The 24,281-nt window shown below is 66.6% G+C and carries 24 protein-coding genes; 14 read left to right on the top strand and 10 right to left on the bottom strand.

The window, feature by feature from the left end:
* The first annotated feature begins 12 nt into the window (after nt 1-12).
* The 5 genes from ASG20_RS03890 (at nt 13) to ASG20_RS03870 (ending at nt 5,578) form a co-directional block, all read left to right on the top strand.
* Nucleotides 13-249 (top strand): hypothetical protein, encoded by a 237-nt coding sequence (locus tag ASG20_RS03890; protein ID WP_056048730.1) that lies wholly within the window; start codon nt 13-15, stop codon nt 247-249.
* An 8-nt stretch (nt 250-257) separates the two neighbouring features.
* Complete coding sequence (locus tag ASG20_RS03885; protein WP_082470716.1) at nt 258-1,760, top strand: coniferyl aldehyde dehydrogenase; 1,503 nt, start codon at nt 258-260, stop codon at nt 1,758-1,760.
* Nucleotides 1,761-1,827: 67 nt separating this feature from the next.
* Nucleotides 1,828-2,292, top strand: a complete 465-nt coding sequence (locus ASG20_RS03880; RefSeq protein ID WP_231420414.1) for a hypothetical protein — start codon at nt 1,828-1,830, stop codon at nt 2,290-2,292.
* 86 nt (nt 2,293-2,378) lie between these two features.
* On the top strand, nt 2,379-4,424 hold the full coding sequence (locus tag ASG20_RS03875) for a TonB-dependent receptor (RefSeq protein ID WP_231420413.1): 2,046 nt from the start codon (nt 2,379-2,381) through the stop codon (nt 4,422-4,424).
* Nucleotides 4,424-5,578 carry a PepSY-associated TM helix domain-containing protein gene (locus ASG20_RS03870; RefSeq protein WP_082470715.1) on the top strand — a complete coding sequence of 385 codons (1,155 nt, stop codon included), beginning with the start codon at nt 4,424-4,426 and terminating at the stop codon, nt 5,576-5,578. The genes ASG20_RS03875 and ASG20_RS03870 overlap by 1 nt, the downstream gene beginning before the upstream one ends.
* A 7-nt stretch (nt 5,579-5,585) precedes the next feature.
* On the opposite strand, the gene ASG20_RS03865 is transcribed toward ASG20_RS03870, so the two are convergent.
* Together ASG20_RS03865 and ASG20_RS03860 are read right to left on the bottom strand one after the other, a co-directional pair.
* Entirely contained in the window at nt 5,586-6,446 is an 861-nt protein-coding gene (locus ASG20_RS03865) for an NAD(P)-dependent oxidoreductase (protein ID WP_056048719.1), read from the bottom strand.
* Nucleotides 6,447-6,535: 89 nt separating this feature from the next.
* On the bottom strand, nt 6,536-6,796 hold the full coding sequence (locus tag ASG20_RS03860) for a hypothetical protein (protein ID WP_056050397.1): 261 nt from the start codon (nt 6,794-6,796) through the stop codon (nt 6,536-6,538).
* A 208-nt stretch (nt 6,797-7,004) separates the two neighbouring features.
* Here ASG20_RS03860 and ASG20_RS03855 point away from each other — a divergent pair, with 208 nt between their 5' ends.
* Nucleotides 7,005-8,441 (top strand): NAD-dependent succinate-semialdehyde dehydrogenase, encoded by a 1,437-nt coding sequence (locus ASG20_RS03855; protein ID WP_056048716.1) that lies wholly within the window; start codon nt 7,005-7,007, stop codon nt 8,439-8,441.
* A 60-nt stretch (nt 8,442-8,501) separates the two neighbouring features.
* Here the strand turns inward: ASG20_RS03855 and ASG20_RS03850 are convergent, their stop codons facing one another.
* Both ASG20_RS03850 and ASG20_RS03845 read right to left on the bottom strand, forming a co-directional pair.
* Nucleotides 8,502-8,936, bottom strand: a complete 435-nt coding sequence (locus ASG20_RS03850; RefSeq protein ID WP_156364005.1) for a DUF1465 family protein — start codon at nt 8,934-8,936, stop codon at nt 8,502-8,504.
* A 163-nt stretch (nt 8,937-9,099) separates the two neighbouring features.
* Entirely contained in the window at nt 9,100-9,261 is a 162-nt protein-coding gene (locus ASG20_RS03845; protein WP_082444168.1) for a DUF465 domain-containing protein, read from the bottom strand.
* A 270-nt stretch (nt 9,262-9,531) separates the two neighbouring features.
* On the opposite strand from ASG20_RS03845, the gene ASG20_RS18885 reads away from it, so the two are divergent.
* Entirely contained in the window at nt 9,532-9,687 is a 156-nt protein-coding gene (locus tag ASG20_RS18885) for a DUF465 domain-containing protein (protein WP_082444127.1), read from the top strand.
* Nucleotides 9,688-9,760: 73 nt separating this feature from the next.
* Here the strand turns inward: ASG20_RS18885 and ASG20_RS03840 are convergent, their stop codons facing one another.
* From ASG20_RS03840 to ASG20_RS03825, 4 genes are all read right to left on the bottom strand, one after another.
* Nucleotides 9,761-10,165, bottom strand: a complete 405-nt coding sequence (locus ASG20_RS03840; RefSeq protein ID WP_231420307.1) for a PilZ domain-containing protein — start codon at nt 10,163-10,165, stop codon at nt 9,761-9,763.
* 152 nt (nt 10,166-10,317) lie between these two features.
* Entirely contained in the window at nt 10,318-10,806 is a 489-nt protein-coding gene (gene dksA / locus ASG20_RS03835) for an RNA polymerase-binding protein DksA (protein WP_056048710.1), read from the bottom strand.
* 585 nt (nt 10,807-11,391) lie between these two features.
* Nucleotides 11,392-11,904 (bottom strand): hypothetical protein, encoded by a 513-nt coding sequence (locus tag ASG20_RS18880; protein ID WP_082470714.1) that lies wholly within the window; start codon nt 11,902-11,904, stop codon nt 11,392-11,394.
* A 247-nt stretch (nt 11,905-12,151) separates the two neighbouring features.
* Nucleotides 12,152-12,592, bottom strand: a complete 441-nt coding sequence (locus tag ASG20_RS03825; RefSeq protein WP_056048704.1) for a host attachment family protein — start codon at nt 12,590-12,592, stop codon at nt 12,152-12,154.
* A gap of 145 nt (nt 12,593-12,737) precedes the next feature.
* On the opposite strand from ASG20_RS03825, the gene serS reads away from it, so the two are divergent.
* The 5 genes from serS (at nt 12,738) to ASG20_RS03800 (ending at nt 17,689) form a co-directional block, all read left to right on the top strand.
* Nucleotides 12,738-14,015, top strand: coding sequence for a serine--tRNA ligase (gene serS / locus ASG20_RS03820; RefSeq protein ID WP_056048701.1), 1,278 nt, complete (start codon nt 12,738-12,740; stop codon nt 14,013-14,015).
* A complete protein-coding gene (gene surE / locus ASG20_RS03815; protein ID WP_056048698.1) occupies nt 14,015-14,779 on the top strand; it encodes a 5'/3'-nucleotidase SurE in 765 nt (254 codons plus the stop codon). The genes serS and surE overlap by 1 nt, the downstream gene beginning before the upstream one ends.
* Complete coding sequence (locus tag ASG20_RS03810; RefSeq protein ID WP_056048696.1) at nt 14,779-15,933, top strand: M23 family metallopeptidase; 1,155 nt, start codon at nt 14,779-14,781, stop codon at nt 15,931-15,933. The genes surE and ASG20_RS03810 overlap by 1 nt, the downstream gene beginning before the upstream one ends.
* 110 nt (nt 15,934-16,043) lie before the next feature.
* The gene (gene tyrS / locus ASG20_RS03805) at nt 16,044-17,267 is read left to right on the top strand and encodes a tyrosine--tRNA ligase (protein ID WP_056048693.1); all 1,224 of its coding nucleotides are present in this window, start codon (nt 16,044-16,046) and stop codon (nt 17,265-17,267) included.
* A gap of 104 nt (nt 17,268-17,371) precedes the next feature.
* Nucleotides 17,372-17,689 carry a PilZ domain-containing protein gene (locus ASG20_RS03800; protein WP_056048691.1) on the top strand — a complete coding sequence of 106 codons (318 nt, stop codon included), beginning with the start codon at nt 17,372-17,374 and terminating at the stop codon, nt 17,687-17,689.
* Nucleotides 17,690-17,691: 2 nt separating this feature from the next.
* On the opposite strand, the gene ASG20_RS03795 is transcribed toward ASG20_RS03800, so the two are convergent.
* Together ASG20_RS03795 and recG are read right to left on the bottom strand one after the other, a co-directional pair.
* Nucleotides 17,692-18,132, bottom strand: coding sequence for a DMT family transporter (locus tag ASG20_RS03795; RefSeq protein ID WP_056048689.1), 441 nt, complete (start codon nt 18,130-18,132; stop codon nt 17,692-17,694).
* Nucleotides 18,133-18,173: 41 nt separating this feature from the next.
* A complete protein-coding gene (gene recG / locus ASG20_RS03790; RefSeq protein WP_056048686.1) occupies nt 18,174-20,225 on the bottom strand; it encodes an ATP-dependent DNA helicase RecG in 2,052 nt (683 codons plus the stop codon).
* A gap of 74 nt (nt 20,226-20,299) precedes the next feature.
* On the opposite strand from recG, the gene ASG20_RS03785 reads away from it, so the two are divergent.
* Both ASG20_RS03785 and mfd read left to right on the top strand, forming a co-directional pair.
* Nucleotides 20,300-20,566: an FAD assembly factor SdhE gene (locus ASG20_RS03785; RefSeq protein WP_056048683.1), complete on the top strand. Its 267-nt coding sequence runs from the start codon at nt 20,300-20,302 to the stop codon at nt 20,564-20,566.
* Nucleotides 20,567-20,685: 119 nt separating this feature from the next.
* Nucleotides 20,686-24,156 carry a transcription-repair coupling factor gene (gene mfd, locus ASG20_RS03780; protein WP_056048680.1) on the top strand — a complete coding sequence of 1,157 codons (3,471 nt, stop codon included), beginning with the start codon at nt 20,686-20,688 and terminating at the stop codon, nt 24,154-24,156.
* Nucleotides 24,157-24,281: the final 125 nt, after the last annotated feature.

Below are 24,281 nucleotides of genomic sequence, written 5' to 3'. Positions count from 1 at the left end.
CAGCTTTTACCGATGAAAAACTTGGATATCGCCGAACGCCGGTCGATCGGTCACGATCACGCCGCCGAAGTTTCGATCCGGATCGGCGCACGGACGAAATTCGATGCCCGCGTGACCAACGCAGGCCTGCTATCGGTCGGCGTCCTCGTGTCGAGTATTCTGCTGTCGAGCGCCGTCATCGTCCTGGCAGCGGGAGGTAAGCACAAACGAAAGCCGTTGGCACCGCCTCCCGCCGAGCATCGCAACTAGCGGGCGGTATCTACGACGTCACACGACCGCTTGGCGTTCGCTTTAACCCCGCTCACCTTGCGAGGCGGGTTCGTTACCCATTCGAGGATGCCCCGATGACCGATATGCAGACCATCCTCACCGCCCAGCGCGAAGCGTTCATGGCGGAGCTTCCGGTCACCAAGGCGGTCCGGCTCGACCGGCTCAAGCGCGCGGCAGCGATGGTGCGGGACAACGCCGCGCGGTTCTGCGATGCGGTGTCGGAGGATTTCGGGCATCGTAGCCGCGAACAGACGATGATCACCGATATCGGCGCCTCGCTCGCGCCGATCGCGCATGCCGCCAAGCATCTCGATCGCTGGATGAAACCCGACCGGCGTCCGGTGCAGTTTCCCTTGGGGCTGCTCGGCGCGAAGGCCTGGGTCGAATACCAGCCCAAGGGCGTGATCGGCATCATCGCGCCGTGGAATTTCCCCGTGAACCTGCTGATCGGTCCGCTCGCGGGCGTGTTCGCCGCGGGCAATCGCGCGATGGCGAAGACGAGCGAATACACCCCTGCCACCGCTGCATTGTTCGAAGAACTCACCCCGCGGTATTTCGAGCAGGACGAACTAGCGATCGTCTCGGGCGATGCGGAGGTCGGCAAGGCCTTCTCCGCGCTCCCGTTCGATCACCTGATCTTCACCGGCGCGACCGCGATCGGTCGCCACATTCTCCACGCCGCCGCGGATAATCTGACCCCGGTCACGCTCGAACTCGGCGGCAAATCGCCAGTAATCCTCGGCGCATCGGCTGATATCGTTAAGGCAACCGAACGCGTCACGCTCGGCAAGATGATGAACGCGGGGCAGATCTGCCTCGCGCCCGATTACATGCTCGTCCCCTCGGCGGACGAGGCCAAGGTCGTCGACGGCATCAAGGCGGCGGCCAGCGCGATGTACCCGACGCTGCTCGCCAACGCCGACTACACCTCGGTGGTCAACGATCGCCACCACCAGCGCCTTACCGACTGGATCGCCGACGCCCGTGCGAAGGGTGCGACGGTCGAGGTCGTGAACCCCGCCAACGAGGATTTCGGCGCCGCCAACTCGCGGAAAATGCCGCTGCATATCGTCCGCGACGCGACCGACGACATGATCGTCATGCAGGAAGAGATCTTCGGCCCGGTCCTGCCGATCCGCCGCTACGACGGGATCGACGACGCGATCGCGCAGGTGAACCGCCGCGACCGACCGCTCGGGCTCTATTATTTCGGCAGCGACGACGCCGAACGCCGCCGCGTGCTCGACCGGACGATCTCCGGCGGGGTGACGCTAGACGACGTGATTTTCCATATCTCGATGGAGGACCTCCCGTTCGGCGGCAGCGGCCCGTCGGGGATGGGCGCGTATCACGGCATCGACGGCTTTCGCACGTTCAGCCACGCGCGCGCCGTCTTCAAGCAATCGCGGCTCGATGTCGCCAAGCTCGCCGGACTGAAGCCGCCTTATGGTGCGGCCGCTGCCAAGACGATCGCCCGCATGATCCGCTGATCCTTGCCGTGCGGGGAGGACAGGATGGCCAAGTGACAGGCCGCCCGCACCCGGCTACCCCCGATTCGTGTACCGTCTTCGCCGCCTTGCCCTGTCCCATCGCTACCTCGCGGCAATGCTGTGCGTGGCGGCGCTGGCGATGAAACTGCTGGTGCCCTCGGGCTACATGGTGTCCAGCGAGCATGGCCGTATCGCGATCACGCTCTGCTCGGGCATGACCCCGCAGGACATGACGGCACAAGGCATGACGGCACAGGCGGTAGCTCCACAGGCGATCGCCATGCCGGGCATGCACGACGACGGCGCCGGATCGGCGATGAGCCACGATCGCTCGACCAAGCACGACAAGGCGGAGATGCCCTGCGCGTTTTCGAGCCTGACCGCGCACGCGCTGGAAAGTGTCGATCTCGTCCTGCGTATCGCTGCGATCGCCTTCGCCATGGCGCTCGCATGGCGGTATGTTCGACCGCTCCCGCGCGCGCTGACGCGGTATCTGCGCCCGCCGTTACGCGGCCCGCCGGCCTACCTCTGATCCTCTGAAACGCATGTCGCCGAGCGCGATGTGCACCGATTCATGACGCGCATTCCCGAGATGCGCGCCGATCACTGGAATTGCCGATGTTTCGATTCACGCCTCCCCACGAGGCGACGATGGCGCTGGCCGTCGTCGTGCCGCTGCTCTTCGCCACGCCGAGTGCCGCGCAAACCGCCAATGCCCCGCCGACCGAAAGCGATACGCGCTTCACGATCGGCGATATCGTCGTCACCGCGCCGAGCATGGCGCGCTCGACCGGCAACGTCCTGACCTCGGTCGATCTGCTCGGCGGCGACGTCGCGCAGCGCCAGTCGGTCGACAACGCCTGGGAGATCTTCGCACGGCTGCCGGGCGTCGTGCTGACCGACTTCAACCAGGGTACGACATCGGGCCGCTTCTCGATCCGAGGGTTCAACGGCGAGGGCGAGATCAACGCGGTCAAGCTGATGGTCGACGGCATCCCGACCAACGACAATGCCGGCGGGATGACCGGAATCGACATGGTCGCGCCGCTCGACATCGCCGGAATCGAACTGGTCCGTGGCACGTCCGATCCGCGCTGGGGACTGAACAACATCGCCGGCAACGCCAACATCCTGACCCGGATCGGCGGTAATTACCTCGACGCGCGCGTCATCGGCGGCGCGTTCGGGACCGCCGATGGCCAGGTGTCGGCGGGGCTCGAACGCGGCAAGTTCAGCCAGAATTACTTGGTCAGCTATCGCCGGACCGATGGCTATCGCGACCATGCCGACCTCGATCGGCTCAATCTCGCGGGCAAGTGGTTCTACGATTTCGGCGCGACCCGGCTCGGCGCGATCGTCCGCTACTCGACCGCGACCGCGCAGGAACCGGGCTACCTGACGGACGCCGACGCCTATGCCGACCGGCAACGATCCTATGCTGTGTCCGAAACCGATGGCGGCAAGCGTCGGATCGGCCAGTACAGCCTCCACCTCGATTCGGATCTGGCCGACACGCTGGCGCTCAGCGCGAAGGGCTATGCGAACAGCCTCACCGACGATCGCTATGTACGGTTCTCGGCCAGCGTCGCGCAGCAGCGGCGGCTGACCGACGAATGGCAATATGGCGGCATCGTCGCGCTGCATTACCACCCACACGTCGACTTTCTCCACGCGCTGATGATCGAGGCGGGGGGTGACATCCAGGTGCAGGACAATCGCAGCCTGCGCTGGCTGACCGATCGCCGCGTCATCACCAGCCAGACGCGCGACCAGCAATTCGGCCTGACCGTGTATGGCGGCTACCTCCAGGCGGTGATCGAGCCGACCGCCTGGCTCAAGATCACGCCGGCGTGGCGGATCGACCGGGTCGACGGGCATTTCGCCAACCGGCTCGCGGGCACCACCGCGCCGATCAACGACTATGGCACGATCAGCCAGCCCAAGCTCAGCGTCGCGATCACCTCGGTCCGCGATGTCACGCTCTATGCGAACTATGGCCGGACGTTCCAGATCGGCGCGGGCTCGGGCGCCTATCTGGTGCCGCCGCGCACGACCGATGTCGCCCCCTCGATCAACGAAGGATATGAGGGCGGTATCAAGCTCACGCGGGGTCGCTGGCTCGAGGCGCGCGTCGCGCTGTGGCAGCAGACCGCGAGCGGCGAACTGAAGCGACGGCTGAACGACCCGTCGGGCGATTTCGACAATCTCGGCAAGACCCGGCGGCGCGGAATCGATCTCCAGCTCGACCTCAAACCCGCGCGCGGCGTCGACCTGTGGGGCAGCTATTCGCACCAGACCGCGACGATCGTCACGCCCGACCCCGCGACTCCGTCCCAGGCCGGCAACGCGATCGATCATGTCCCGCAGAACGTCGTCTCGGGCGGGCTCGACGTGACGGCGGTCGACCGGTTGCGGCTGTCGCTCTGGGGCAATGGCCAGTCGAGCTACGAACTTACCCCGGCCAACACGCAGGGGCGCTATGGCAGCTATGTCGTGCTCAACGCCGAAGTCGCCTATGCCGTGACACCGCACGTCGAGGTGTCGGTGCAGGTCAAGAACCTCGCCAACGACCACTACGAATATGTCTGGTACGACGGCACGCAACGGCTCCACGCCCCCGCCGATCCGCGCGCGCTGTTCGGCGCGGTGCGGCTGCGGCTCTGATGCCCGCCCGGATTACCGCCTCGATCGCCGCCCCGATTCCCGCCCGGCCGCGATCGGCGCGCGTCGTCGTTCGTCACATCCATCTGTGGCTCGGCCTCTCGGTCGGGCTGATCTTCGCGTTCGCCGGACTGACCGGCAGCGCACTCGTCTTCTACCCCGAGATCGACGCGGCGTTCAGCCCGGCGTTACGCGCGGTGCCCGACGGTACGCGCCCGCCGTCGTGGCAGGCGGTCGTGGATACGCTGCACCGCGAGCATCCCTCGCGAACAGGTGCCTGGCGGATCGAGATCGCCCCGAGCGGCGGCGCGATCCCGGTCCGATACTATACGCCGAAGGAGACCGCGGGGCGTGCGTTCGCGCCGATGCTGCTGTGGATCGACCCGGTCCGCCTGACGACGATCCGGACCGGCTTCTGGGGCGATACGGTCGTGACCTGGATCTATGACCTGCATTATCGCCTACTGCTCGGCGAACCGGGCGGCATCGCGATGGGCATCGCCGGCATCGCGATGCTCGTCCTGATCGCCAGCGGACTCTGGGCGTGGTGGCCGAGACCGGATGGTTGGTGGCGGGCGCTGCGGTTCAAACGCCCCGCCGCCACGATCCGCCGGCTCTACGATCTTCACAAGCTGACCGGGCTGATCGGGTTGATCCCGCTGCTCGCGATCACCGCGACGGGCGCCCTGCTCGACCTGCCCGACCAGACCAGGCCGCTGATCGCCCGCGCGTCGCCGCTCTTCCACGTGCCTGCGCTTACGGTCGAACCGGTGGGCCGTGCGCCGCCGGTCGACCGCCTGATCGCAGTCGCCCAGCGCCGATTTCCCGATGGCGCGCTCGCCTGGATCGAGACACCGGCAACGACCACGGCGCCGATCCGGATCAATCTCGCGCGGCCGGGCGAGCCGAGCCGCCGGTTCCCGCGTACCAACGTCTGGCTCGACCCGTATACCGGCCGAATCCTCGCCGTCCGCGACGGGCTTGCCGACACCAGCGGCGATACGGTGCTGAGCTGGCTGCACCCGCTACACGGCGGCGAAGCATTCGGACTGGTCGGACGGTGGCTGGCGTTCGTCACCGGACTGGTGCCGAGCGCGATGCTGGTGACCGGTTTGCTGCGCTGGCGACGGCGATTGCCGCCCCGCCACCGGTCCTAGCCCGCAGCTAGGCGATACCCGCACCGCGCCGGACCGCCAGCGCGACGCCCGCCCAGTCGACATCCTCGCCCTCGCTGGCGATCACCGAGCGCAAATGGTCGCGGACGATACCCAGGATCGGCATCGGCGCACGGAGCGTGGTCGCGGCGGTATCGGCCAGCGTCATGTCCTTGAGGCCGAGCGGTGCGGCAAAGCCGGCGGGGTGGAACCGGTCCTCGACGAGGATGTCGCCATAGGTCTGGTAGATCGGCGCGCCGAACAATGTGCCGGTTAGCACGTCAAGCAACGTCCGGCGATCGACGCCGCCTTTTTCGGCCAGCGTCATCGCCTCGGCCATCGCCTCGACCGCCGCCATGATCATGAAATTGCCGCTGAGCTTGACGAGGTTCGCGGCCGACGGCGTCTCGCCGATCCGGAACGTCCGCTGTCCGATCGCGGCGAACAATGGCTCGCAGCGATCGAGGTTCGCCGGAGAACCGGCAGCAATCACGAACAGTTTGGCGGCCTCTGCCGCGACCGGGCGGCCGAACACCGGGGCAGAGACGAACCCGTTTCCGGCATCGGCTGCGAGACGATCCGCCAGTGCGATGCCGATCGTGCTGTGTGACACGTGCAGCGCGGGGGCACCTTGAATACCACCCTCGCCGTACACCACCGCCTCAAGCGCGCGATCGTCCGCAAGCATGGTCATCACCACCTCGCCCTGCGCCGCGTCGACCGGCTTCTCGGCCAGGTGCGCCCCCGCCTCGACGAGCTTGGCCGCCTTGTCGGCCGACCTGTTCCACACCGTCACGTCATGCCCGGCCTTGAGCAGATTGGCGGCCATCGCGCTGCCCATCTGGCCGAAGCCGATAAAACCGATCTTCATGTCATCAATCCTGTCCTGGTACGCAACACCAGAGCGCAGAGACGGCGCGGACGTTCCGATCGCGCGTCGCGCCGATGACCGAAAGCGCGCTAGTCCGTGGATCGAACGAGTTCGACGATCTCGAAATCATACCGATCCCAGCCGCGCGCGATGCCGGGATCGCTTGCGGCAGCACGCTTGCGGCGGGCCTCGGCGAGCGACTTGGTATGGCCCCAGAATACCTCGGTCCGCCCGCCGCCGAGATGCGCCACCAGCCGCCAATAATGCGTGAACGGCGTTGCCGTCGGGCCGATCGTCTTCACATACCCGTCCGGCAGGGTCGCGGTCAGCAGATACTTCTTCTTCGCCATAGACTGCTGAGCATGCACCAAGATCGCCGACACGACCATTGGTCGCGCATCGGCCGGCATCCGACGCGAAGCTGCGCGATGCGTGGGCCACACGGGGTTGCGCCTCGACGATGCCCCGACGATGTACTCGCGATGGGCAGTGCGTGGCCTCGCCTTCAAGGCCGACTCGCTAGCGCAAAACGCCCCGCAACTAGGATGGAGACGATCTATGACGACGGCCTATGACACGAGCCTCGGCCTGTACATCGCTGGCGAATGGGTGAGCGGCGGCGGGCGCGAGACGCGCGACGTGCTCAATCCAGCGACCGGCGCGGGTCAGGCCGCGTTGCCGCTCGCGACCGCCGCCGATCTCGACCGCGCACTCGAGGCGACGCAGCGCGGGTTCATCGCCTGGCGCGCGACCCCGCCCGAAAAGCGCGCGGCGATCCTCATCCGCACTGCACAATTGCTCCGCGAGCGCGCCGATCACATCGCCCGGATCGCGACGCTCGAACAGGGCAAGATCCAGGCCGAGGCGAAGGGCGAGGTCGCATTTGCTGCCGCGCTGCTCGACTTCCACGCTGGCGAAGCGCAACGCATCTACGGCCGCGTGCTGCCGCGTCCGTCGGGTTCGCGCAGCCTCGTCCTGCATCAGCCGGTCGGTCCGGTCGCGGCGTTCTGCGCCTGGAACTTCCCGGTCATGAACGTCGTCCGCAAGATCGCGCCCGCACTCGCGGCCGGCTGCTCGATCATCATCAAGCCGTCCGAGGAAACCGCGGGCAGCGCGGTCGAAGTGCTGAAGTGTTTCCAGGATGCCGGGCTGCCCGGCGACGTCGCGCAGTGCGTGTTCGGCGTCCCCGACATGGTCTCCCGCCATTTGCTCGCCTCGCCGATCACGCGGAAGCTGAGCTTCACCGGATCGGTCCCGGTCGGCAAGGCGCTGATGAAGCTCGCCGCCAACACGATGATGCGGACGACGATGGAGCTGGGCGGGCATGGTCCGGTGCTGGTGTTCGACGATTGCGATCTCGACAAGACGCTCGACACGCTAGTCGCGCACAAGTTCCGCAACGCCGGCCAGGTCTGCGTCGCACCGACCCGCTTCCATGTCCAGGACGGCATCTACGACCGGTTCGCGGCAGGCTTCGCCGAACGCACGCGCGCGCTGAAGGTCGGCGACGGGATGGCCGCGACCAGCCAGATGGGCCCGATGGCCAATGCCCGCCGACCCGAGGCCATCGCCGAACTGGTCGGCGATGCGACCGATCACGGCGCCAAGCTGCTCGCGGGCGGCGAGTATGGCGGCAGCGGCGGGTTCTTCTTCCAGCCGACCGTGCTGTCGGACGTACCGTTGTCGGCGCGCGCGATGAACGAGGAGCCGTTCGGCCCGATCGCGCTGCTCAGCCGATTTGCCACCGACGAGGACGCGATCACCGAAGCCAACCGCCTGCCGTTCGGTCTGGCCGCCTATTGCTTCACCGAGAACGGTCGCCGGCAGAACGTGCTCGGCGACGCGATCGAGGCGGGGATGATCGCGATCAACAACGTCCGGCTCAGCTATCCCGACAGCCCGTTCGGCGGGATCAAGGACAGCGGCCACGGTTCCGAGGACGGCCCCGAAGGCGTTGCCGCACACCTGATCACCAAGACCGTACACATCAGCTGATCGCGACCAACTCTTGTCGCGGACCGCGGCCGATGCACGCTATCGCGGCGCATCGGCCGCCTAGAATGCCTGGGCCAGCCGCCGATGCATCGAACGTACCGCACTCGGCAGCGTGTCGGGCAGCGATTGCGCGGCGTCCAGCAGCGCAACCCGTCTATGCAGGTCCGTACTCGAGTCGATCAACACACGCGCACGGGCCGGCAAGGATTCAAGCAGAACCCTGTCGGTAACCGGCCCATCTCCCAGGCGGCGCGATGGATCGAGCGCATCCTTGACGTCCAGTTCGCCAGCCTGAACCGCGCGCTGCGTCAGCAGCCACGCGATCACGTGCATGAGCCGAGTCGTGACCTTGAGCGATTCGCAACTGAAACCGACGCGCACGAACGGATCGAGCCCGTCGCGCTCGTTGCGGCCCACTTCATCGAAATAGGCGCGCGCTTCGTCGGCCAGCAGCATCGATTCGCTATACAGCGCGTCGATCAACCGACGATGCATCTGCGTTTCGTGTCGAGAGTCAGTCATGAACAGCGCGATGGCATAGCGCGCCTGCCTAGCCCATCATGGCGAGCGCCGCGTTAACCAAGATCTGTCCCGAAATGCGTCGTTCGGTGCGGCGGGGTCCTGATCTGAGCGGGAACGCGTCAGACGAGGACGGCGATCACGCGATGATGTCGGGGATCAGCATATCCTCGCGCGCGGCAATCTCGTCGCGGAGCCGCAGCTTGCGCTTCTTCAGCCGCGCCATCTGCAACTGATCGGGCACGGGCTTGGCAGCCAGCGCCGCGATCGCGTCGTCGAGATCGCGATGCTCGATGCGCATGGCTTCGAGTTGAGCTTTGGTCTGCGCCTCGTCCACCTCGTCCCCCGGTATTACTGGCTGCTGCCGTGCCCCTTAGCAAATCCGCCGACGGGCGCGAGCGCTAAACCGACCGGGCCGGCGATTTGCGTCGATGCGGGACGATCTGCGATCAATTCACCAGTCACCGCGGAAAACCGCTCGTTCAATCGATTTGGTCCATTTCCGATGAAGACATTTCCGTGACACGGTGGTTTACTCAGCTCCCAACCCGAATGCAGGAGGTATCCTACCGTGCAGACGACGCATCAGACAGCTCTGGAAACCAAGCACGCCGTGCTCGATAAACGGATTGCAGCCGAAGCTCACCGGCCTTTGCCCGATGCGACCATCCTGGCAGGATTGAAGAAACAGAAACTCAAGCTGAAAGAGGAAATCGTCAGCCTCTGATCCGCTGCCTTTCAGCACCCGCAGCACTCCCCGGACATCGGTCCGGGGGGACACTGAGAGGCAGTCTGTGCGATCAGCGTTCGGTCGCCGCCTTGGCATAGAAGGGCGTACTGGCCGATTGCGACACACCGGCAACCTTGCGGGCTTTCTTGGGATCGATCGGCGAGTCGAGCGCGATGCCGATGCGACCCTGGGTGCACCATGCGACCTTGCCGCCGATTTCGCCGAGGCCGCGCAGTTCCAGCAGTACCGGCGTTGCGATCGCGACGACCTTGTCCAGTTCGAGCATCAGGCCGCGCTCGGAAAGATTGCGGACGCGGACCTCCCGAGGTCCACGCTCGTCCGCCAGCCTGAGCTTTGCCATGAGAAACAGGCTGTCGCGGCTGCCGACGCGGTTGCCCGACACATCGGGAGACGACGTGTCCTGCGCGTCGGCCGCGGCATCAGTCGTCGTCGATCGGTCAAAAGCTTCTGTCACGCCATTCGTCCCGTTTGGTCGCCGTTCGCTCCCGGCTGCCCCGATCCTTATCGCCGACGGATCATAGCATCATACTGCGACGAAAGACCTAACGGATCCGACGCATGCCGCTGACCCGCGCCCTCGACTCCCGCGGCGTCGACGTCCGGAGTTCAATCCTCGCGCGAGACCTTCTCGTGCCGCTCGTGGCGTTCCTGCGCCTCGACGGTCATCGTCGCGATCGGTCGTGCTTCGAGCCGTGCCAGGCTGATCGGCTCACCGGTCACTTCGCAATAGCCGTATTCGCCCTCGTCGATCCGGCGGATGGCGGATTCGATCTTCGAGACCAGCTTGCGCTGCCGATCGCGCGTTCGCAGCTCGATCGACCAGTCGGTCTCGCTCGACGCGCGGTCGGTCAGATCGGCCTCGCGCAGCGAGTCGACCTGCAACTGCGACAGGGTTTCCTGCGACTCCCGCAGGATCGCTTCCTTCCAGGCCTGCAGCTTGCGTCGGAAATAGGCTTGTTGCCGAAGACTCATGAAAGGTTCGTCGGCATCGGGACGGTACGCGCCGTCCGCACCGCCGTCATCCGCGCTACGGTCGTTTGCCGCGCCGTGGTTGGAATTGTCGGTATCGTCCATACGATTCATAACGGTCGCCATACCACTCTCCCTTTGGCCTCGTCGGATCAGCCACGCCGATCTCCAGAAGCCTCCCCCAAATGGTGAAAGCGCCTATAGTCGCAGCCGTCCGGCACCACAAGCGACCCCACTTGCGCATCCTGCATCAAAACGGACATTTTATTGCGTGGCTTGCCGCTCGCGTCGCGCGCCAACATTTGGCAAGACCGAACCGGACCTTATCCGCTGGCAGCACGGCCCGGATACCTCGGCACGCGCCTGCTTTTGGTGCTTTTATGTCCCAGCCCGGCACGTTAACGTCGATCGTGTCAGCTATGGATGCGTAAATAGTTCGTTACCTATACTAGGTTCGGATAATGCGGTTGCACTTAACCGTTTCTTTTGCAGTTAGTCGGATAGCAGGATGCAAGCTGCGGACGGGGTGCGGCATTACAGCGAATGTCGACAATGAAAGAATGACGATATGTCGGTGAGGATGGCTCTGGCTAAATTGTGCGCATGCGCATGCGGCGGTGCGTTGATCGGCGGGGGTGCGGTGCACGTCGCCGAACGGCCGGCACGGACCGCGAACACCAAGCGCGTCCTGGTGAAACATGCGGTTCATCGTCAGGTCGCGTCGGTTGCCCGCCCGCGCCTGCGTCGCCGGGTCACGACGACGACCAGCACCGCCTGCACGCCGACGATCGTCACGGTCGCCAATGCGGCGCCCAACCCCGCGATCGCGCCGGTCGGTAGCGGCTTCATCGGCGGCGGTGGCGGCGGAGGCGTTCCCGTCGTGGTCGGTGGCAGCGGCGGTTTCTTCGGCGGATCGGGCGGATTTGGCGGCGGCTTCGGAGGGGGCTTCGGCGGCGGTGGCGGCGGATCGAGCGGCAGCATCGTGATCTCGTCGACCTCGAGCGGCGGGTCGACGTCGTCGTCGACCGGCGGCGTCAGCAGCACCTCGGCGTCGGGCGGATCGAGTGGCGACGTATCGTCCTCGTCCAGCGGCAACGTGTCTTCGTCTTCGAGCGGCAATGTCTCGTCGTCGTCGAGCGGCAACGTCACGTCGGCATCGAGCAGCAGCACGTCCTCCGCCTCGTCGACCTCGTCGGCGAGCAGCACGTCGACCAGCAGCAGCACGAGTTCCGGTGGTCATCATGGCGATCCGCCAGGATCGAGCGGTGGCCCGCCCGCCCCCGTCCCCGCGCCGCCGATGGTGTTGCTGTTCGGCGCCGCAGCAGCAGCGCTGGTAGCCCGCAAGCGGTTCGCGAAACCGGCGGCGGTGAAGGTCTGAACCGGCCACATCGGCAACAAACAGGAAAAGGCCCCGGTGGATCGATCCACCGGGGCCTTTTTCGTTAGGGGGAATCGGGTTTGTTAGCGGCGATCAGGCGTTCTTGAGTGCCTTCTCGATGTCCTTGATCGGATGCCCGGTCAGGTCCTTGTCGAGTTCGCCCTTGAGGCGGCTGACCACCTCCTTGTGATAATGCTTGCGCAGTTCGCCCAGAGTCTTCGGCGGCGCGACCACGATCAGCGAGTCATACGTGTTCTTCAGCGCGCCGGTCTTCAGGAAGTCGGCCGCGTCGGCGGCGAAGCGGTCTTCCTCGATCTGGTGAAAGTCGGTCGGCTCCACCGAACTCTGTACACCCCCCTGCGGCGAAGAGGCTCGGCCGGCGGAGTCCGTCGCCTGCTCGCGCGTTGCCGGATTGTCCTGCTCCTGCGCCTTTTCGACGACGAGATTGGGGAATTCGACGTCGCCCTCGTTGCGCAGGAACAGCATTTTCCGGCCGTCGGCGACGAGCACGACGGAGTTATGGGGAAGATGCATGCAGGTTTCTCCTTTTCGCTATGCGTATGGTCGAAGAACGCGCCGCGAACGCGAGAGGTTGCGAACCCTTGGTCCTCCCCCGCCAAGGGGGAGGTTTCAGAGGGCCTGCCTTGCGTACGCTCGCGGCCCTCGGCATAGCCCGGCCATGCACGACATACGCCTGATCCGCGACGATCCCGCCGCCTTCGACGCCGCCCTCGCCAAGCGGGGTGTCGCACCGCAGTCCGCATCGCTGGTGACGCTCGACGAACAGCGCCGCGCGACGATCGCGGACTCGCAGATCGCGCAGACCCGCCGCAACGAACTGTCGAAGGCGATCGGCCAGGCCAAGGCGCAGAAGGACGAGGCCAAGGCGCAGGCGCTGATGGCCGAAGTCGCGAGCCTGAAGGAGGCGCTGCCCGCTCTGGAAGCCGATGAGGCGCGGCTTGGTAGCGAACTCCAGGCCATGCTTGCCGCGATCCCCAACCTTCCCGCGACCGACGTGCCCGAGGGCGGCGGCGAGGACGACAACGCGCTCGTCCACACGCGGGGCACGCCGACGACGTTCGCCTTCGCGGCGCGCGAGCATGACGCAATCGGTCCTGCGATCGGCCTCGACTTCGAGACCGGTGCGGCGATGTCGGGGGCGCGCTTCACGCTCGTCCGCGGGCCGGCCGCCAAGCTGCAACGCGCGCTTGGCCAGTTCATGCTCGATCATGTCGCCGACGCCGGCTTCGAGCAGGTCTCGCCGCCGCTTCTCGTCCGTGACGAGGCCGTGTTCGGTACCGGCCAGCTCCCGAAGTTCTCGGAGGACCTGTTCCGGACCACCGACGGTCGCTGGCTGATCCCGACCGCGGAGGTGAGCCTCACCAACATCGTCCGCGAACAGATCCTGAGCGAGGGCGAACTGCCGCTGCGCTTCACCGCGCTGACGCCGTGTTTCCGCTCCGAGGCTGGCGCCGCGGGTCGCGATACGCGCGGCTACATCCGCCAGCATCAGTTCGACAAGGTCGAGATGGTCTCGATCGTCACTCCCGACATGTCCGAGGCCGAGCATGAGCGGATGACGGCATGTGCGGAAGGCGTGCTCGACGCGTTGCAGCTACCGTTCAGGCGGATGCTCCTATGCACCGGCGATATGGGTTTCACCGCGGCACGCACCTACGATCTCGAAGTCTGGCTGCCGGGCCAGGCGCGCTATCGCGAGATCAGCAGCGTCTCTACCTGTACCGACTTCCAGGCGCGGCGGATGAACGCACGCTATCGGCCCGAGGGCGAGAAGGGCACGCGGTTCGTCCACACGCTCAACGGTTCCGCGCTCGCGGTCGGCCGGACGCTGGTCGCGGTGCTGGAGAATTACCAGCAGGAGGACGGCTCGGTGGCGGTTCCGGACGTGCTCCAGCCGTATCTCGGCGGGCTTACGCTGTTGGAGCCTAAGCGCTGATGCGGATCCTGCTCACCAATGACGACGGTTATCATGCGCCCGGTCTGAAGGTGCTGGAGACGATCGCCCGGACCTTGTCGGACGATATCTGGGTGGTCGCACCTGCCGAGGAACAGTCGGGCGCCGGGCATTCGCTGACGCTGTCGCGGCCGATCCGGGTGCGGAAGCACGGCGAGAAGCGGTATTCCGTCGCGGGCACGCCGACCGACGCGGTGATGATGGCGCTCGCCAAGATCATGAAGGATTGCCCGCCCGACCTGATCCTCTCCGGCGTCAACCGGGGCGCGAACCTTGCCGAGGACGTGACCTATTCGGGGACCGTCTCGGCAGCGATGGAGGGCGCGCTGGGCGGTATCCGCTCGATCGCGTTGAGCCAGCTCTATAGCCGCGAGGGCATGGGTGACAGCGTGCCGTTCGAGGCCGCCGCTGCCTGGGGCGAACGCGTATTGCGGCCGTTGCTCGACGCACCGATGGCGCCGGGGACGCTGGTCAACGTCAACTTTCCTGCCGGCCCCGCCGATGCGGTAAAGGGCGTGCGCGTGGTCAGCCAGGGCCTGCGGGACTACGGGCGGCTGGAGATCGTCACCAACACCGATCCGCGCGGCTACGAATATCACTGGTTCGCGCTGGGTCGGACCGTCGAGACGCCCGCGCACGCGACCGATCTCGAAGCGACCGCGGACGGATTCGTCTCGGTGACGCCGCTGCATCTCGACCTGACCCACACCGAATCGCTGGACGTGCTCACCCAGGCCTATCGGTGATGGTGCGCGCGCGGTCCCTGCTGGCGGCGGCCTCGCTGCCGTTGCTCGGGCTCGCCGCGTGCATTCCGCAGGTCGAACGCCCCGCCGGCTACGGCCAGCCGGCCCCTGACCGTCGTCCGCAGCGCCCGTACCGCGGTCCACCCGTCCAGCGTTACGATCCGCCACCTCGTCGGGACCAGGCCGTACCGCAGGACGGGTCCGATGACCGACCCCGCCGCGATACCGGCGCTGTGACGACCCTGCCCGCGCCGCGCCCGGCCTGGGAGGCGCGTCCGGTCCGCGCTGATGCCAAGACGATCCCTGACGCGACCTATATCGTGCAACCCGGCGATACGCTGAGCAAGGTCGCCGACCGGAGCGGTGCGGGGCTCGAGGCGATCGCGCGCGCGAACGATCTCGATTCGCCCTACACGATCGAGACCGGCGAGCGGCTGACGATCCCCGGCGGGCGCTATCACCAGGTCCGCCGCGGCGAGACCGGCATCGCGATCGCGCGCGCCTATGGCGTAGAATGGTCGCGGATCGTGGCGGCCAACGCGCTGGTTGAGCCATACGTGTTGCGCGCCGACCAACGAGTCCTGATCCCCGACGCCCCCGGCGGCGGCAGGCCCAGTGCCGCGGAACGCGCCTCGGCGTTCAAGCTCGACATTGACGACATCCTGACCGGCGGCGAGCCGGCGCTCGCCAATAACCAGGCACCGGCAAAACCAATCGCGACGCCGCGCCGCGTGCTGCCGTCGAACGCGGTCGTCACCGCACCCGCACGGCTGGCAAGCGGCGGGTTCCTGTGGCCGGTCGACGGTCGGGTCGTGAAACGCTTCGGCCCCGGCGCAAGCGGCGAGCGCAATGACGGCATCAAGATCGCGGTGCCGATGGCAACGCCGATCCACGCCGCGGCTGACGGCGTCGTCGCCTATGTCGGAGACGGCATCGCCGCGCTCGGCGGTCTGGTAATCGTCAAGCACGGCGGCGGCTGGACGAGCGTCTACGGCCACGCGTCGAAGCTGCTGGTCCAACGCGGCCAGAGCGTGAAGCGCGGCCAGACCATCGCGCTATCGGGAGATACCGGGTTTGCGGATCGGCCCGAACTGCACTTCGAACTCCGCAAGGGCCGCACGCCAGTCGACCCCACGTCGCAGTTGCCACGAACGTAAGATTGTTCTCCCGCGAAGGCGCGAGCCCAGGCTTGGTCCCCGCCGTCGCGGGGAAACAAGTTTCGTGCGCGCCGTTTTCCTGACCGAGCTTTTGTCCTAAGCGCGCTCCCATGACCTACCAGTCCGACCTGCTCACCACGCTGACCTCGCGCGGCTATGTCCACCAGATGACCGATGCCGCCGCGCTCGATGCGCTCGCCGGCAAGCAGGTGGTGCCCGGCTATATCGGCTTCGATCCAACCGCTCCGTCGCTCCACGTCGGCAGCCTCGTCCAGATCATGCTGCTCCGCCGGCTCCAGCAGACCGGGCACAAGCCGATCGTCCTGATGGGCGGCGGCACCGGCAAGATCGGCGATCCGAGCTTCAAGGACGAAGCGCGGAAACTGCTCGGCGAGGACGGGATCAAGGCCAACGTCGCCTCGATCCGTCGCATCTTCGAACGCTTCCTGAGTTTCGGCGACGGGCCCACTGACGCGATCATGCTCGACAACGCCGAGTGGCTCGACGCGCTCGAATACATCCCGTTCCTGCGCGACGTCGGCCAGCATTTCTCGGTCAACCGGATGCTCGCCTTCGACTCGGTCAAGCTCCGCCTCGACCGCGAACAGTCGCTGAGCTTCCTCGAGTTCAACTACATGATCCTCCAGGCCTACGACTTCCTGGAGCTTTCGCGTCGCGCTGACTGCCGCTTGCAGATGGGCGGCTCGGACCAATGGGGCAACATCGTCAACGGCATCGAACTCGCACGTCGCATGGACTCGACCGAGGTCTACGGCGTCACCACCCCGCTGATCACAACGGCGGATGGCGGCAAGATGGGCAAGACGATGTCGGGCGCGGTCTGGCTGCACGAGGACCAGTTGCCGCACTTCGACTACTGGCAGTTCTGGCGCAACACCGACGATCGCGATGTCGGCCGCTTCCTGAAGCTGTTCACCGACCTCCCGCTCGACGAGATCGCGCGTCTCGAAGCGCTCGAAGGCGCGGAAATCAACGCCGCCAAGATCGTGCTCGCCAACGAAGCGACAGCGATGTGCCGCGGCCGCGATGCTGCCGAACAGGCCGCCGAGACCGCGCGGAAGACGTTCGAGGAAGGCGCGTCGGGCGACTCGCTGCCGAGCTTTGCCGTCGCCGGCGGCACGATCGGTATCGTCGAGGCACTCGTCGGACTGGGTTTCGTCGCGTCGAACGGCGAAGCACGGCGCAAGATCGCCGAGGGCGCGGTGCGGGTCGATGGCGAGGCCGTGAAGGAGCCGAGCACCTCGATCGACGTCGCGGCGCCCGTGCGCCTGAGCCTCGGGAAGAAGCGACACGGGATGCTAACCCCTTCGTAATCAAAGCCTTTATGTTACGGAAAACACGGTATTAAGCATCCCCGTTTGCACCGGCTTCACCGCAAGTGGGTTAAGTCGGTCATCTTCAAAACGGGGGACGTCCGATGCCAAACTATGCCACGGCTGTTCGAGACCATCGCGGCGAACCGCGCGACGAGGTGATGCACCGCACGCACGCGATCGACGGCGACGGCCGCAAAATGAAGCTGGTCCTGGTCAACATGTCCGCCAACGGCCTGATGGCGCGGTGCGAGGGGGCGCCCGAGGCTGGCGACCGGTTGCGTATCGCCCTGCCGATCCTGGGCGATGTCGACGCAGTCGTACGCTGGTCGCTGGGCGGACGGATCGGCTGCGAGCTCGACCGGACGATCCCGCTATCCGACTATTACGGCATGCTCACGGTGATGGTCCGCAACAGCTGAGGTCAGCCGGCGCGAACAAGCAGCACGCCGCCGATCACCAGTACGACGCCTGCGACGCGCATGAGGCTGATCGGCTGGGCGGTAAGCCCAAGCAGACCGAACCGATCGAGCACCAAAGCGGTCACGAGCTGGCTTCCGACCGCTAAAGTCAACGCGGAGGCGAGCCCGAGACGCGGCGACGCATAGGCCAGCGCCGCGACGAAGCACGCGCCGTAAAGCCCGCCAAGCCACGCCCACCCCGGTGCGCCCTTCAAAGCCGACGGCATCGTCCGATCGGCCGCCGCCCAGATCGCGAACAGGATCGCGGTGCCCATCGCGAACGACACGAGCGACGCCAGCCAGACCGAGCCCGACGCCTTTGCCAACGCGGCGTTGGTCGGCGGCTGGACCGCCAGCCCGACGCCGGCGAGCAGGACAATGAGGATAGGGAAGAGTGCTGGCATGCGTCCCCCGTGTCGTCCTGCGCGGGCGAAAGCAACAGCCCTTACCCCGATCGCAGCAGCGCGACGCCCGCATCGCGATCGAACAGATAGAGCGCCGTCCGCGCCGCCTGCCCCCTCGGTCCCTCCAACCCACCGTCGCGATCGATCAGCAGCCGCGCGTCGTCGTGCGCGCATTGCAGCAGGTCGGCCATCATGTCGGGGGTCGCGAGCCGGAACGCCATCTCGCCGGATTGCTTCGTGCCGAGCAATTCGCCCGCGCCGCGGAGCCGTAGATCCTCTTCGGCGATGCGGAAGCCGTCGTTGGTCTCGCGCATGAGGGCGAGGCGCGCGCGGGATGTTTCGCTGAGCGACGACCCACGCATCAGCAGGCAGATCGATCGACCGGTGCCGCGCCCTACCCGCCCGCGGAGCTGATGGAGTTGCGCGAGACCGAAGCGGTCGGCGTGCTCGATCACGATCAGCGTCGCGTTGGGCACGTCGACGCCGACCTCGATCACGGTCGTCGCGACGAGGACCGACGTGCGCGCGGCGGAGAACTCGGCCATCACCGCGTCCTTTTCTGCCGGCTTCATGCGGCCGTGGACGAGCGCGACCTTCTCGCCGAACCGCGCGCGCAACACCTCCGCGCGCATTTCGGCGGCGGCGAGGTCGCTCTTCTCGCTTTCCTCGACCAGCGGGCACACCCAATAGGCCTGCCCGCCATCCGCCAGATGCCGGCCGAGCGCGTTGACCACGTCGTCGAGCCGGTCTTCGGAGATCACGCGCGTCTCGATCGGCTGGCGACCCGGCGGCATCTCGTCGAGACGGCTGACGTCCATTTCGCCGTACTGCGCGAGCGTCAGCGTGCGCGGGATCGGCGTCGCGGTCATCGCGAGCAAATGCGGCGGCGCGACGCCCTTGGCCTGCAACGTCATCCGCTGCGCGACGCCGAAGCGGTGCTGTTCGTCGACCACCACGAGGCCGAGGTCCTTGTAGCCGACCGCATCCTGGAAGATCGCGTGCGTGCCGACGAGAATGTCGATCTCGCCGCTCGCCAGCGCCATTAGGGTAGCCTCGCGCACGCGGCCCTTGTCGCGGCCGGTGAGCACGCCAATCTCGATCGGCAGGCCGGCGAGTGTCTTTCGCAGCGTCTCGTAATGCTGGCGTGCGAGGATTTCGGTCGGCGCGAGCATCGCCGCCTGTGCGCCCGCCTCGACCGCGATCAGCATCGCCATCGCCGCGACCAGCGTCTTGCCCGAGCCGACATCGCCTTGCAGCAGCCGCAGCATTGGCGCGGTCTGCGCGAGGTCGCCCTCGATCTCGCCGACCGTCCGCGATTGCGCGCCGGTCAGCGTGTAGGGGAGCTTGAGCATATCGCGCAGCCGGCCGTCGCCCTGCAACGCACGGCCTCGGCGCTTGCGGGTATCGGCGCGGACGATCGTCATCGCCAACTGGTTCGCGAACACCTCGTCATAGGCCAGCCGTTCGCGCGCCTTCGCATCCGATGGATCGGCATGGATGCGCGCCAACGAATCGTGCCAGCCCGGCCATTCGCGTTTCGCCTTCAACCCCGGCTCGATCCACTCGGGCAGGTCCGGCGCGCGCGCGACCGCCTGCGTGGTCAGCGCCGCCAGTCGTCGTGACGTGAGGCCTTCCGACAGCGGATAAATCGGCTCACGCTCGCGCAGCTCCTCGTCGGGTTCGACGATGTCGGGATGAACGATCTGCAATTCCTGGCCGTATTCGTCGAGCCGGCCCGAGACGCGCTTGGCCTCACCGATCGGCAGCAGCTTCTTCGCCCAACCGGAACTCCCGCCGAAGAAGACGAGACTGACGTAATTGCCCAGCTCGTCGGTTGCCTGCACGCGGGTAGGCCCCCGCCCGGCGCTGATCTTGTAGTCGCGCGGGGTCAGCGTGATCGTGATGATCCGCCCGGCATCGCTCGACATCAGCTCGGTGCGTGGCAGGCGATCGACGTACCCCGTCGGCAGATGGAAGGCGACGTCGACGACGCGCGCGAGCCCGAGCCGGTCGAGCGGCTTAGCAAGCGCGGGCCCCACCCCCTTCAGGACGAGGGTTTCGGCGAACAGCGGATTGAGGATTTCGGGTCGCATGACTATCTGGCCTCTATAGCCTAGCCGACGCTCGCTACCAGCGGGTCGCCGGCTCTTCGTGTTTGGAGTTCGAAATGGACCACGAGACCCGCCTCAAGCGCCTGGGCTTTCGCAGCTCGCACCGCGGCACGCGCGAAGCCGACATGATGATCGGCGGCTTCTTCGCGACCTATGGAAGAACGTGGACGCCGGAAGAGCTCGACTGGTTCGAGGCGCTGCTGGAGGAACAGGACGTCGACATCATGGGCTGGGCGATCGGCTCGATCGTCTGCCCACCCGAGTGGGACGGCCCGATGATGCAGGCTATGCGCGACATCAACTACGTGACGGTCGTGAAGTAACATATTCCCTCTCCCCTCCGGGGAGAGGGTCGGGGTGAGGGGCAGCCAAGCAGCGCAGCGCCTAGAACAGCCCCTCACCCAACCCTCTCCCCCAAGGGGGAGAGGGCCTTAGGAAACCGATGCCAGACCTCAAGACGATCCTCTCCGCGACGAGCCCGCTGATCCTTTCCGGCGTGCCGTCCGGCTTCCAGCCGTCGCTGCTCGCCGACCTCGCGCGCGCCGCGAAGACGCGCGCGGTGTTCATCGCGCCGGACGATGCGGCGATGCGCGCGGTCGCTTCCACCGCGGCGTATTTCGCGCCCGATCTCGAAGTGCTGAGCTTCCCGGCCTGGGACTGCCTTCCCTACGACCGCGCCTCGCCGACGCTGCGCATCATGGCCGAACGTGTCGCCGCGCTGCAACGCCTGCAAGGCAAGCCCAAGGGTCCACAGCTCCTTCTCACCACCGCCAACGCCGCGACTCAGCGCGTCCTCACCCCGTTCCGCATCCGCCAGCTCGTCGCGCGGCTCGCGCCCGGCGAACGGATCGGCCGCGACAAGCTCGCCATGCTCCTCCAGGCGAACGGCTATGTCCGCACCGACACCGTCCACGACCAGGGAGAATATGCGGTGCGCGGCGGGATCGTCGATCTCTACCCGTCGGGCGAAGACCACGCGCTCCGCCTCGACTTCTTCGGTGACGAGATCGAGAGCGTCCGTACCTTCGACGCGACCGACCAGCGCACCACCGGGCGGATCGACGGCTTCGTCCTGCTCCCCGCCTCAGAAGCGTTGCTCGACGAGGATTCGATCAAGCGCTTCCGCACTCGCTACCGCGACGCGTTCGGCGCGACCGCGACCGGCGATCCGATGTACCAGGCGATCTCCGAAGGTCGCCGCATCGCGGGCATGGAGCACTGGCTGCCGCTGTTCGAGGAGAAGATGGCGACGCTGTTCGACCATCTCGGCGCCGACGACGTCGTGGTGCGCGACAACGGCGTCGCCGCGGCGGTGGAAAGCCGGCTCGAATCGATCGCCGACTATTACGAGAACCGCAAGCGCGCCGAGGCCGCCCAGCCCGGCAGTTACCGGCCGATGCCCGCCAAGGCACTGTATCTCGACGCGCAGGAATGGTCCGGCGGGGTCGAGGCGTTCGCCGCGCACATCACCTCGCCGTTCCACGAACCGCCGAGCGATACCGTGCTCGACTTCGACGTCGATGGCCCGCGCGATTTCGGACCCGAGCGCGCGGCGCAAGCGAACATCTACGAAGCCGTCGCGGATCATGTTGAGAAACTGCGCAAGCAGGGGCGGAAACCGATCCTTGCCAGCTACTCGATCGGCGCACGTGAACGCCTGGGGAGCCTGCTCGCCGACCACGGCATGAAGGGCGGCAAGCACGCCGAGACCTGGCAGGAGGCGCTCGGCATCGCCGATACCGCGCGCAGTTTCGGCGTCGCGCTGATCGTCCTGCCGCTCGATCACGGCTTCACCGCACCGGGGATCGCGGTTCTCACCGAGCAGGACATGCTCGGCGACCGCCTCGTCCACCGCAAGAAGCGCAAGAAATCTGCCGACGCATTCCTCGCCGAACTGGCGACGCTGACGCCGGGCGACCTCGTCGTCCATACCGAGCACGGCATCGGGCGCTATGAGGGTCTGACGTCGATCCCGGTCGGCCAGAGCCCGCACGACTGCGTCGCGCTCAGCTATGCCGGCGGCGACAAGCTGTACGTGCCGGTCGAGAATATCGACGTCCTCTCGCGCTACGGTTCGTCCGAGGAAGGCGCGACGCTCGACCGGCTCGGCGGCGAAGGCTGGCAGCGCCGGAAATCGAAGATGAAGGAGCGGATCCGCGAGATCGCCGGCGAACTCATCGCGACCGCCGCCGAACGCGCGCTGCATCCGGGCGATGTGCTCGAACCCGATGCGAGCGGCTATCCCAGCTTCGTCGATCGCTTCCCGTACGAGGAAACCGAGGACCAGGACCGCGCGATCGAGGACGTGCTCGGCGATCTCGCCGCGGGCAAACCGATGGACCGACTGGTGGTCGGCGACGTCGGCTTCGGCAAGACCGAGGTCGCGTTGCGCGCAGCATTCGTCGCGGCGATGGGCGGCAAGCAGGTCGCGATCGTCTGCCCGACGACGTTGCTCGCGCGCCAGCACTACAACAACTTCGTCGCCCGCTTCGAAGGCTTCCCGATGAACATGGGCCGCCTGTCGCGGCTCGTCACCGCGAGCGAGGCGAAGGCGACCAAGGAGGGACTGGCGAACGGCACGATCGACGTCGTCATCGGCACGCACGCGCTGCTGGCGAAGAATATCGACTTCAAGCGGCTCGGGCTGGTGGTGGTCGACGAGGAGCAGCGGTTCGGCGTGACGCACAAGGAGCGGCTCAAGGCACTGCGGGCGGACGTCCACATGCTGACGCTGACCGCGACGCCGATCCCGCGCACGCTTCAGATGGCGATGTCGGGCATCCGCGAGCTGTCGGTGATCCAGACCCCGCCGGTCGATCGCCTCGCCGTGCGGACGTACATCATGCCGTTCGATCCGGTCGTGCTGCGCGAGGCGTTGCTCCGCGAGCATTACCGTGGCGGGCAAAGTTTCGTCGTCACGCCGCGCGTCGCGGATCTGCCCGAGATCGAGGACTTCCTGCGCGAGCAGGTGCCCGAGATCCGCTTCGTCGTCGCGCACGGCCAGATGTCGCCGACCGAGGTCGAGGAGCGCATGTCGGCGTTCTACGACAAGAAGTTCGAAGTGCTCGTGTCGACCACGATCATCGAGAGCGGGATCGACATCGCGTCCGCCAACACGATGATCGTCCACCGTGCCGACCGCTTCGGCCTCGCCCAGCTGTATCAGTTGCGCGGTCGCGTCGGCCGGTCGAAGACGCGCGCCTACGCGTATCTGGTGACGCCGCCCGAGCGGCAGATGACGGTGACCGCGGAGAAGCGCCTGAAGGTGTTGTCCGATCTCGATTCGCTCGGGGCTGGCTTCCAGCTGGCGAGCCACGATCTCGATATCCGCGGTGCGGGCAACATGCTCGGCGACGAGCAGACCGGGCATATCAAGGAGGTCGGCTTCGAACTCTACCAGGCGATGCTGGAAGAGGCGATCATGGACGCCAAGGCCGGCGGCATGACCTCGTCGCGACCACGCGATTTCAGCCCACAGATCACGGTCGATGCGCCGATCCTCATCCCCGAGGATTACGTCCCCGATCTCGATCTGCGGATGGGGCTGTATCGTCGTCTCAACGATCTCGACGAGGGCCAGGAGATCGAGGCGTTCGCGGCCGAGATGATCGATCGCTTCGGCCCGCTGCCGGATGCGACCGAGAATCTGATCAAGGTCATCGAGATCAAGCTCAACGCCAAGAAGGCGTGTGTCTCGAAGATCGACGTCGGGCCGAAGGGCGTGCTGGTCTCGTTCCACGACGACAAGCCGCCGAACATCGACAAGCTGCTGGCCTATGTCGAGCGGCTGAACGGGGTCGCGCGGTTGCGGCCCGACAGCAAGCTGGTGCTGCAGCGGGCGTGGGGCGATCCGAAGGCGCGGCTGCATGGGGCGCTGCAATTGTCGAAGGGACTGGCGAAGGCGGCGGGGTAATTTCTTAGCCCTCTCCCCCCCGGGGAGAGGGTTGGGTGAGGGGCGCCGCGAGCGCTGCGCTCTACAACTGCCCCTCACCCAGGCCCTCTCCCCGAAGGGGAGAGGGAGCAGCGCAATAAAAAGGC

The sequence above is a fragment of the Sphingomonas sp. Leaf198 genome, from assembly GCF_001424005.1.
Taxonomy (GTDB): Bacteria; Pseudomonadota; Alphaproteobacteria; order Sphingomonadales; family Sphingomonadaceae; genus Sphingomonas.
This window is presented reverse-complemented; position numbering and strand designations above follow the sequence as displayed.